Here is a 9387-nt window from a genome sequence, read left to right as displayed (position 1 = left end):
CACTGTCGATGGGGACTACTGCACTGTCGATGGGAAGTACTGCACTGTCGATTGGTCAGGCGAGGGCTGCGGCGGCGGCTCGGCCCGCGGTCCGGCCGCTGAAGAGGCAGCCGCCGAGGAAGGTGCCCTCGAGCGAGTTGTAGCCATGCATCCCACCACCACCGAACCCGGCAACTTCGCCGGCGGCGTAGAGGCCGGGGATCGGCTCGCCATCGACCCCCAGCACCCGTCCCGAGAGGTCCGTCTCCAGACCGCCCAAGGTCTTGCGGGTCAGGATGTGCAGGCGCACCGCGATGAGTGGCCCGGCCGCGGGGTCGAGGATACGGTGCGGTGAGGCGACGCGAATCAGCTTGTCGCCCCGGTAGTTTCGCGCTCCGCGCAGGGCCGTGACCTGGGCGTCCTTGCCGAAGGGGTTGTCCAGCTGCCGGTCCCGCTCCTCGATGGTGCGCCGCACGTCCGTCTCGTCGAGGAGCGGCTCACCGGTGAGCAGGTTCATCCGGTGGACCAGCTCGTGCAGCGTGTCGGCGACGATGAAGTCGACGCCGTGCCGCTTGAACGCCTCCACCGGCCCGGGAGCCCCGGGTCGCACCCGCCCCAGCACCGCCGGGATGTCGCGCCCGGTCAGGTCGGGGTTCTGCTCCGAACCCGAGAGCGCGAACTCCTTCTCGATGATCTTCTGGGTCAGCACGAACCAGGAGTGGTCGTGCCCGGTCCCTCTCAGGTGCCGCAGCGTCCCGAGCGTGTCGAAGCCCGGGAAGAGGGGCGGTGGGAGGCGACGACCGCGCGCGTCGAGCCAGATCGACGACGGCCCGGGCAGGATCCGGATGCCGTGGTTGTCCCACACCGGGTCCCAGTTGATGATGCCCTCCGTGTAGTGCCACATCCGGTCGGGGTTGATGACCCGCCCGCCGGCCGCCGCCGTGATGCCGAGCATCCGACCGTCGACGTGGGTCGGCACGCCGGCGACCATCTGCTGCGGGGGAGTGCCGAGCCGATCGGGCCAGTTCGCCCGGACGAGGTCGTGGTTGCCGCCGATGCCGCCCGAGGTGACGACGACGGCCTGCGCCCCGATCTCGAAGTCGCCGACGACCTCGCGGTTGGTCGCCCGGCCGCGGGCCGCATCGTCCGGGGCGAGCACGCTCCCGCGGACCCCGGTCACGGCACCGTCCGCCACGACGAGCTCGTCGACGCGGTGCCGGAACGCGAACGTGACCCGCCCGGCCAGCGCCGCCTCCCGGACCCGCCGCTCGAACGGCTCGACGATGCCGGGGCCGGTGCCCCACGTGATGTGGAACCGGGGCACCGAGTTGCCGTGCCCGCCGGCGCGCCCGTCGCCGCGCTCGGCCCACCCGACGACCGGGAAGAGCCGGTGGCCCATCTCGTGGAGCCAGGCGCGCTTCTCGCCCGCCGCGAACTCGAGGTACGCATCCGCCCACCGGCGCGGCCAGTAGTCCTCCGGCCGGTCGAACTGGGCGCTGCCCATCCAGTCCTGAGTGGCCAGCTCGAGCGAGTCACGCACGCCCATCCGCCGCTGCTCGGGGCTGTCGACGAGGAACAGGCCGCCGAAGCTCCAGAACGCCTGCCCACCCAGCGACTGCTCGCCCTCCTGCTCGACGAGAACGACCGCCCGGCCCGCGTCCGCGAGCTCCGCGGCGGCCACGAGGCCGGCGAGCCCGGCCCCCACGACGACGACGTCGGTCTGCATGGCACGTGTCCTTTGTCCGTGGTGCTGTCCGTCGCTACGGTATGCCGCTCAGCCGCTTCCCGGGCCCCGTGCGGTCCGCGCGTGGCCCAGGAAGCGAGCTCAGCGGCATACGGACTGGGCTGTCCTGCTGGGTCTCTGCTGGGAGTTGGCTCCGAATGAAAAGAGCCGCTCATGGATTCGGGGGGCATGGGTAGTGCCCCTGTATGCGCAGGAAGAGGAAGGACCACGACGTCGACGGTCTCGTCGGCGAGATCGTGCACGACGTCAGGCATGGTGAGTTCGGCAGGTCGCTGTCGATCCTGACCGGGCTGGGGGCGGTCGTCACGGCCGCCGAGATCTACTTCGAGCACGACAAGGCGAGCTTCGGCAACCGATGGATGTGGGCGCCGATCGCCCTCGGGCCCCTCGGGGCGGTGGCCGGAGTGGCTGGGATGGTCAACGAGCGCGCGTCCCACACGATGCTGCCGCTCGCGTCGGCCGCGATCGTCGCGAACGGGCTGCAGGGCACCTATCTGCACGCCCGTGGCATCGGCCAGAAGCCCGGCGGGTGGCACAACGCGCGCTACAACCTCGAGATGGGCCCGCCCCTTTTCGCTCCGTTGCTCATGACGATGGTCGGCGGGATGGGCCTGCTCGCGTCGATCCTGCGGCGGCGGATCTGACATGCGAGGACGGGTTCCCTACGACAGCGAGACTCCCCACGGGCTGGCCCCCCGGTTCCCCGGCTTCGACGCCCTCCATGAGGTGGAGTCGTGGGACCCGGTCACGGCCGGCGTCGTCCTCGAGCGGCTCGGGCCAAGGCCGCCGCTGCGCTTCTTCTCCCCCACCGAGGAGGCCATCGCGCGACCGCTGCTCGACCTCATCGTCGACCAGCACGAGGAGCCCCGCGTCCCCGTCTTCGAGATGATCGACCAACGTCTCGCCGAGATGACGACGGACGGCTGGCACTACGAGGACCTGCCGCCCGACGACCAAGCGTGGTCGGCGAGCCTCACGGCCCTCGACGAGGACGCGCAGGAACGGCACGGGTGCGGCTTCGCCGGCTGCAGCCGGGACGCGGCGGCGGCGCTGCTGCAGGCCGTGCTCGACCTCGGCAGCAAGCAGTGGCACGGCATGGCCGCCAACCGCGTCTGGTCGCTCTGGTCGCGCTACGCGTGCACCGCCTTCTACTCCCACCCGTGGGCCTGGAACGAGCTCGGCTGGCCCGGCCCGGCCTACCCACGCGGCTACAAGGACCTCGGCATCGACCGGCGCGAGCCGTTCGAGGTCGCCGACTCGAGGCCGTCCGCGGTGCCGGTGGCCGAGGAGCACATGCGCTCGGGGCCCAGGCCGCCCCGGTCGGACACCCCGCTGCCAGCCGCCCCGGCCAGCTTCATCAAGGACGGCTCGGCCGATGCCGTGCGATCGCGCAACGAGTCGGCCTGGCTGCTGCCGGCCGGGCACCGGCGGGTCAACGAGGACCTCCGGCACAGCATGCGCCGCTTCGACGACAACGACGTGGTCGACGCGGTCATCGTCGGGTGCGGCGCGGGCGGCGCCACGATGGCCCAGCGCCTCTCGCGTGCCGGGTGGCGGGTCGTGGCCCTCGACGCCGGCCCCTTCTGGGACCCCGACCGCGACTGGGTGTCCGACGAGGCGGGCTCGCACCACCTGTACTGGACCGAGCCGCGGGTCATCGGCGGCACCGACCCCGTCCCGCTCGGCTCGAACAACTCGGGGCGTGGCGTCGGCGGGTCGATGGTGCACTTCGCCGGTTACACCCCCCGCTTCCACCCCAGCGACTTCATGACACAGACCGTCGACGGGGTCGGGCAGGACTGGCCGATCAGCTACGAGGACCTCCGGCCCTACTACCAGCTCATCGAGGGCGAGCTGCCCGTCTCGGGCGAGGACTGGCCGTGGGGCGACCCGCACAGCTACCCCCACTCGCCGCACCCGATGTCGGGCAACGGCGTGCTGTTCCGCAAGGGCTGCGATGCCCTCGGGATCGAGACGCGCGTCGGACCGGTCGCGATCACGAACGGCCGCTTCGGGCACCGTCAGCACTGCATCTACCGCGGCTTCTGCCTGCAGGGGTGCAAGGTCGGTGCCAAGGCGTCCCCGCTCATCACCCACGTCCCCGACGCCCTCGCGCACGGCGCCGAGATCCGGCCCGACTCGATGGTGACCCGGGTCGAGTTCGACGAACGGACCGGTGAGGCGACCGGCGTGCACTACGTCCACCACGGTGTCGAGCGCTTCCAGCGCGCGGCCCACGTCATCGTCGCCGGCTACTCCATCGAGACGCCGCGCCTGCTGCTCAACTCGACCTCCCGGCGCTTCCCGGACGGCCTCTGCAACGACCACGACCTCGTCGGCCGCTACCTCATGGTCCAAGGTGCCCCGCAGACGGGGGGCCGCTTCCCGAACGAGGTCCGGATGTACAAGGCGCCCCCGCCGGAGATCTCGACGGAGGCGTTCTACGAGACCGACCCGACGAGCGGGGCCAAGCGGGGCTTCTCGATCCAGGACGTCTCGCCGCTGCCGATCACCTGGTCGGAGCACTTCGCCGGGCAGCAGATCTGGGGCCACGAGCTGCGCGAGCTGATGAGCGACTACGTGCACTGGGCCTGCCTCGGCGCGCTCTGCGAGTTCCTGCCCCAGGCGGACAACCGGGTGACCCTGGCCGACCAGAAGGACCGGCGCGGCATGCCGGTCGCCAAGTTCGACTACAGCCAGTGCGACAACGACCGCAAGCTGATGGACCGGGCCCAGCAGACGATGGAGGAGATCCTCCTCGCCGCCGGCGCCGAGCACGTGACGACGTTCCGACGGTTCGCCCACCTCGTGGGCGGTGCCCGGATGGGGCGGGACGAGACGGAGGGCGTCGTCGACGCCGACTGTCGCAGCTTCGCCGTGCCGAACCTGCTCATCACCGACGGCAGCGTGCTGCCGACCCAGGGGTCCGCGAACCCCGCGCTGACCATCATGTCGGTCGCCGCCCGCGCGGCGGACCGGCTCATCACCAACCGGCGCACCACTGGGTGAGCCGAAAAGGAGGAAGTCTCATGTCCGAGACAGTGGCCGACCGGATGCTGGCACGCCTGCGGGAGTGGGGAGTCGATCGGGTCTTCGGCTTCCCCGGCGACGGCATCAACGGCCTGCTCGCCGCGTGGGGCCGCGCCGACGACAACCCCGTCTTCATCCAGGCGCGGCACGAGGAGATGGCCGCGTTCGAGGCGGTGGGCTACGCGAAGTTCTCCGGCAAGGTCGGCATCTGCACGGCGACGTCCGGGCCCGGTGCGATCCACCTCCTCAACGGGCTGTACGACGCCAAGCTCGACCACGTGCCGGTCGTGGCCATCGTCGGCCAGACCGCCCGCTCCGCGATGGGTGGCTCCTACCAGCAGGAGGTCGACCTCCAGACGCTCTTCAAGGACGTCGCGAGCCCGTATGTCGTCACGGTGACCGTCCCGGAGCAGGTGCCCAACGTCATCGACCGGGCGATCCGCGTCGCCCAGGCGGAGCGGTGCCCGACCGCGGTCATCGTCCACAGCGACGTGTTCGAGCTCGAGTACACCGCGCCGAGCCACACCTTCAAGGAGGTCCCGTCCTCGCTGGGGACGCAGTGGCCCGAGGTGCTCGCCGACGACGACGCCATCCAGCGCGCCGCCGCGATCCTCAACGAGGGCGAGAAGGTCGCGATTCTCGCCGGCCAGGGCGCTCGCGGCGCCCGCAGCGTGCTGCTCGAGGTCGCCGAGCGCCTCGGTGCCGGCATCGCCAAGCCGCTCCTCGGCAAGGACTCGGTGCCCGACACCGTCCCCTACGTCACCGGCTCGATCGGGCTGCTCGGCACCCGGCCGAGCTACGAGATGATGATGGACTGCGACACGCTGCTCATCGTCGGGTCGAACTTCCCCTACAGCCAGTTCCTCCCGGAGTTCGGCCAGGCACGCGCCATCCAGATCGACATCGACGGCCGCTTCATCGGCATGCGCTACCCGACCGAGCTGAACATCGTCGCCGACGCCGCCTCGGCGCTGCGGGCCCTGCTGCCGAACCTGCAGCAGAAGTCCGACCGCTCCTGGCGGGACACGATCGAGGCCAACGTCGCCCGCTGGTGGGAGACGATGGAGATGGAGGCGATGGTCGAGGCCGACCCGGTCAACCCGATGCGGCTCTTCCACGAGCTGTCGACGCGGCTGCCCGACAACGCGATGATCTCCGCCGACTCCGGCAGCTCGGCGAACTGGTACGCCCGGCAGCTGCGCTTCACCGACGGTGTGCGAGGCAGCCTCTCCGGCACGCTGGCGACGATGGGCCCGGGAGTGCCGTACGGGATCGGCGCGAAGTTCGCCCACCCGGACCGGCCCGCCATCGTGTTCGCCGGAGACGGCGCGATGCAGATGAACGGCATGGCCGAGCTGATCACGATCAAGCACTACTGGGAGCAGTGGAGCGACCCGCGGCTCATCGTCGCCGTCCTCCACAACGACGACCTCAACCAGGTCACGTGGGAGATGCGGGCGATGGGTGGTGCGCCCCAGTTCGTGCCGTCGCAGCGCCTGCCCGACGTGGACTACGCCGCGTTCGCGGCGAGCCTCGGCTTCGCGGCGCAGACGATCACCGACCCCGACCAGCTCGGACCGGCCTGGGAGGCGGCGCTCGCGGCCGACCGGCCGACGGTCCTCGACGTCCACACCGACCCGAGCGTGCCGCCGATCCCGCCGCACGCCACCTTCGCGGAGGCCAAGGCGACCGCCGAGGCGCTGCTCCACGGCGACCCCGACCGGTGGGACATCATCAAGGAGGGCGTCAAGACGAAGGCCCAGGAGTTCCTGCCGCACCAGGACTCGTGATGCCCCGCTTCTTCGGTCGAAGGTCCACTCCCGATCGAGAGTTCGAGAATTCCAATCGAGAGTTCACCAATTCCGATCGAGAGTTCGAGAATTCTGATCGAGAGTTCGAGAATCCCGATCGAGAGTTCACCAATTCCAATCGAGAGTTCGAGAATTCCGATCGAGAGTGCAGTTCTCTGCTCTCGGCGGCCCGGGTGGAGCAGCTGGAGTGCCGGGTGCTCACCATCCCGACCGACGCTCGCGAGGCCGACGGAACGATCGCCTGGGACAAGACGACGATGGTCCTCGTCACGGCCCGGTCGGGTGGGACGACCGGGCTGGGCTGGACCTATGGTCCGGCGGCCTGTGCCGACATCATCAGCAGTCTGTTCACCCCCCTCGTCGTCGGGACCGACGCCATGTCGGTCCCCGGCACGTGGCGGGAGATGGTCCGCGCCGGCCGCAACGACACCCGTCCCGGGGTCGTCGGCTACGCCCTCGGCGCGGTCGACACGGCCCTGTGGGACCTCAAGGCGCGTCTGCTCGGGCTGTCCCTCGCCGATCTCTTCGGCCGGGTCCACGACGACGTTCCCGTCTATGGCAGCGGTGGCTTCACGACCTACGACGACGCGCGCACGACGGAGCAGCTGACCCACTGGGCGATCGAGCAACGCATCCCCCGGGTCAAAATCAAGATCGGCGAGTCGTGGGGCAGCCGGATGGACCGGGACATCCACCGGATCCGGCTCGCCCGCAAGGTGATCGGTGATGATACGCAGCTGTTCGTCGACGCCAACGGCGGCTACACCATCAAGCAGGCCGTCCGGCTGATGGGCGACGTGGCGGATGCCCGGGTGACGTGGTTCGAGGAGCCGGTCTCCTCTGACGACCTCACGGGTCTGGCGCTCATCCGGGGCATGATCGACGCTGATGTGGCGGCCGGCGAGTACGGCAGCGACGTCGGCTACTTCCAGCGGATGTGCGCCGCCGGGGCGGTGGACTGCCTCCAGGTGGACGCCACCCGCGCCGGCGGCTACACGGGTTGGCTCCAGGCCGTCGCGGTGGCCGCCGGTCATGGGCTGCAGGTGTCCGGCCACTGTGCCCCGCACCTGCACGCCCCGGTGGCGGCTGCCACGCCGAACCTGCGTCACCTGGAGTGGTTCCACGACCACGTTCGGATCGAGTCGATGCTCTTCGAGGGCACCTTGGACCCGGCCGGTGGCACGATCACGCCCGACCCGTCCCGGCCCGGCAATGGGCTGACCGTGCGGGAGGGCGTCGCCGCCGGCTACGAGACGCAGACCCCCGGATGAGCTGTGCCGGTGGCCAACCCGGGCCACCGGCACACCTCCCATCCGCCCGACGTGGGCCTTCGGTCAGGAGAGGCGGTGGTTGGCGACCATCACCTCGTCCGGGTCGTAGGCGGCCCGCACGGCGCGGAGCAGGTCGAGCTGGTCGGTGTCGAAGGCTGTGCCGGCCTCGACGCGTGACTCCGCGAAGTTGAGGTAGTTCCGGCCGGTCGACCACGGCTCCAGGGCAGCCAGGAGGCCATGCGTGGCGGTGTGACTCGCAGCCGCGAGCTCGGGCGTCGCCGCGATCCCGACCGACATGAAAACGTAGTCGCCCTCGATGTGGCTGAGCGCGCCACCACCGATGGCAGGTCGGCCGACCGCACCACCGAGCTGCCGCAGCTCGGCCATGATGAGCCCGCTCTGGGGACCGACACCCGCTGCCTCGACGAAGGTCTCGATCCCGGCCTCACCGAGGCGCCCGAGGACCGTCGAGGTGCCGACGGCCGGCGTGGGGCCCTCCGGGTCCATGTGCAGGCGTGCCAGCGCCGGCGCCGGCATGCGCCCGAAGGTGTCCATCTCGGGACGCAGGGCGCGGAGCGCTTGGAGCACGTCAGCGCCATACTCGTCGCTGCCGAGCACAGCGCCGTCGATGACGGCGAGCGAACGGCCGCGGAACGGCTCGGGGACCTCCGGCAGGGGCGGCACGTTGAGGATGCGGAACGACGTCGACACCTCGTCGGGTGCACCGGCCGCCCACTCCTCGTAGCCGCGCAGCACGTCGTGGGCGCGGGTGACGTCCCAGACCAGCCATCCGGCATACGCGCTCTCGATCGGGTGGAGGCGGAACTCGAGGGCCGTGACGACACCGAAGTTGCCACCACCGCCGCGGAGCGCCCAGAACAGGTCGCCGTTCTCGTGCTCGTCGGCGCGGACGAGGTCACCGTCAGGCGTGACCATGACGACAGCCGTCAGGTTGTTCGCTTGGAGCCCGAGTTTCCTGGCGTACCAGCCCAGTCCGCCGCCGAGCGAGTAGCCGGCGACGCCGACGTCGGGCGAGCTGCCGTGGAGCGCTGCGAGTCCGTGCTCGCCGGCAGCAGCGACGACGGGGTCCCAGATCGAGCCGGCGCCCACGCGGGCGATCCCGAGCTCGGGGTCGATCGTGACCTCGTTGAGGGCGCCGGTGCGGATGATCATGACGTCGCTGAGGTCCTGCTCCGCGAGCGGTCCGGCGTTGTGACCGGTCGACTGGGCGGCGATGCGCAGACCCGCGCGCCGGGCGGAGCGGACGGCGGCGGCGACATCGCGCGCGGTCCTCGGCTCGCCACCGCGGCGGGGCGCTGGTCGACGGCGACGTTCCAGGGCATGCGGGCCGCGTCGTACCCGGGGTCGCCGGGCAGGTGGACGGTTCCGCTCCCGGCCGAGAGGCTCATGGTCGGTCGGGTGGTGGTGTCGATGGACATGGGTGTATCTCCTTGGAGGGTCGATTGCCTCCCCACAGAGACGCGCCGCTGCGCCCTGATACATCGGCACCCTCGCTCCCGCACCGTCGAGTGAGCGCGAACTCCGGTCGCGA

General features: G+C 70.8%; 6 protein-coding genes. 4 read left to right on the top strand and 2 right to left on the bottom strand.

The window, feature by feature from the left end:
• Positions 1-55: 55 nt before the first annotated feature.
• Positions 56-1705, bottom strand: a complete 1650-nt coding sequence (locus tag N864_RS15345; protein ID WP_034718653.1) for an FAD-binding dehydrogenase — start codon at positions 1703-1705, stop codon at positions 56-58.
• Between the two features lie 203 nt (positions 1706-1908).
• Between N864_RS15345 and N864_RS15340 the strand changes: the two genes are divergently transcribed.
• From N864_RS15340 to N864_RS15325, 4 genes are all read left to right on the top strand, one after another.
• Positions 1909-2367, top strand: coding sequence for a hypothetical protein (locus N864_RS15340; protein ID WP_034718651.1), 459 nt, complete (start codon positions 1909-1911; stop codon positions 2365-2367).
• A gap of 1 nt (position 2368) precedes the next feature.
• Positions 2369-4732, top strand: a complete 2364-nt coding sequence (locus N864_RS15335) for a GMC family oxidoreductase (RefSeq protein ID WP_081793923.1) — start codon at positions 2369-2371, stop codon at positions 4730-4732.
• Between the two features lie 20 nt (positions 4733-4752).
• On the top strand, positions 4753-6543 hold the full coding sequence (locus N864_RS15330; protein ID WP_034718649.1) for a thiamine pyrophosphate-requiring protein: 1791 nt from the start codon (positions 4753-4755) through the stop codon (positions 6541-6543).
• A gap of 215 nt (positions 6544-6758) precedes the next feature.
• Positions 6759-7835: an enolase C-terminal domain-like protein gene (locus N864_RS15325; protein WP_240474351.1), complete on the top strand. Its 1077-nt coding sequence runs from the start codon at positions 6759-6761 to the stop codon at positions 7833-7835.
• A 63-nt stretch (positions 7836-7898) separates the two neighbouring features.
• On the opposite strand, the gene N864_RS15320 is transcribed toward N864_RS15325, so the two are convergent.
• On the bottom strand, positions 7899-9338 hold the full coding sequence (locus N864_RS15320) for an FAD-binding oxidoreductase (RefSeq protein WP_240474352.1): 1440 nt from the start codon (positions 9336-9338) through the stop codon (positions 7899-7901).
• Positions 9339-9387: the final 49 nt, after the last annotated feature.

Source organism: Intrasporangium chromatireducens Q5-1, assembly GCF_000576575.1.
Taxonomy (GTDB): Bacteria; Actinomycetota; Actinomycetes; order Actinomycetales; family Dermatophilaceae; genus Intrasporangium_A; species Intrasporangium_A chromatireducens.
The sequence above is the reverse complement of the archived record's forward strand: the minus strand, read 5'-3'. Positions and strand labels throughout refer to the sequence as shown.

What these genes read in the sequence shown, in the direction of transcription:
- N864_RS15345 (WP_034718653.1), bottom strand. Translation starts at nt 1,705, where the DNA reads ATGCAGACCGACGTCGTCGTCGTGGGGGCCGGGCTCGCCGGCCTCGTG.
- N864_RS15340 (WP_034718651.1), top strand. Translation starts at nt 1,909, where the DNA reads ATGCGCAGGAAGAGGAAGGACCACGACGTCGACGGTCTCGTCGGCGAG.
- N864_RS15335 (WP_081793923.1), top strand. Translation starts at nt 2,369, where the DNA reads ATGCGAGGACGGGTTCCCTACGACAGCGAGACTCCCCACGGGCTGGCC.
- N864_RS15330 (WP_034718649.1), top strand. Translation starts at nt 4,753, where the DNA reads ATGTCCGAGACAGTGGCCGACCGGATGCTGGCACGCCTGCGGGAGTGG.
- N864_RS15320 (WP_240474352.1), bottom strand. Translation starts at nt 9,338, where the DNA reads ATGTATCAGGGCGCAGCGGCGCGTCTCTGTGGGGAGGCAATCGACCCT.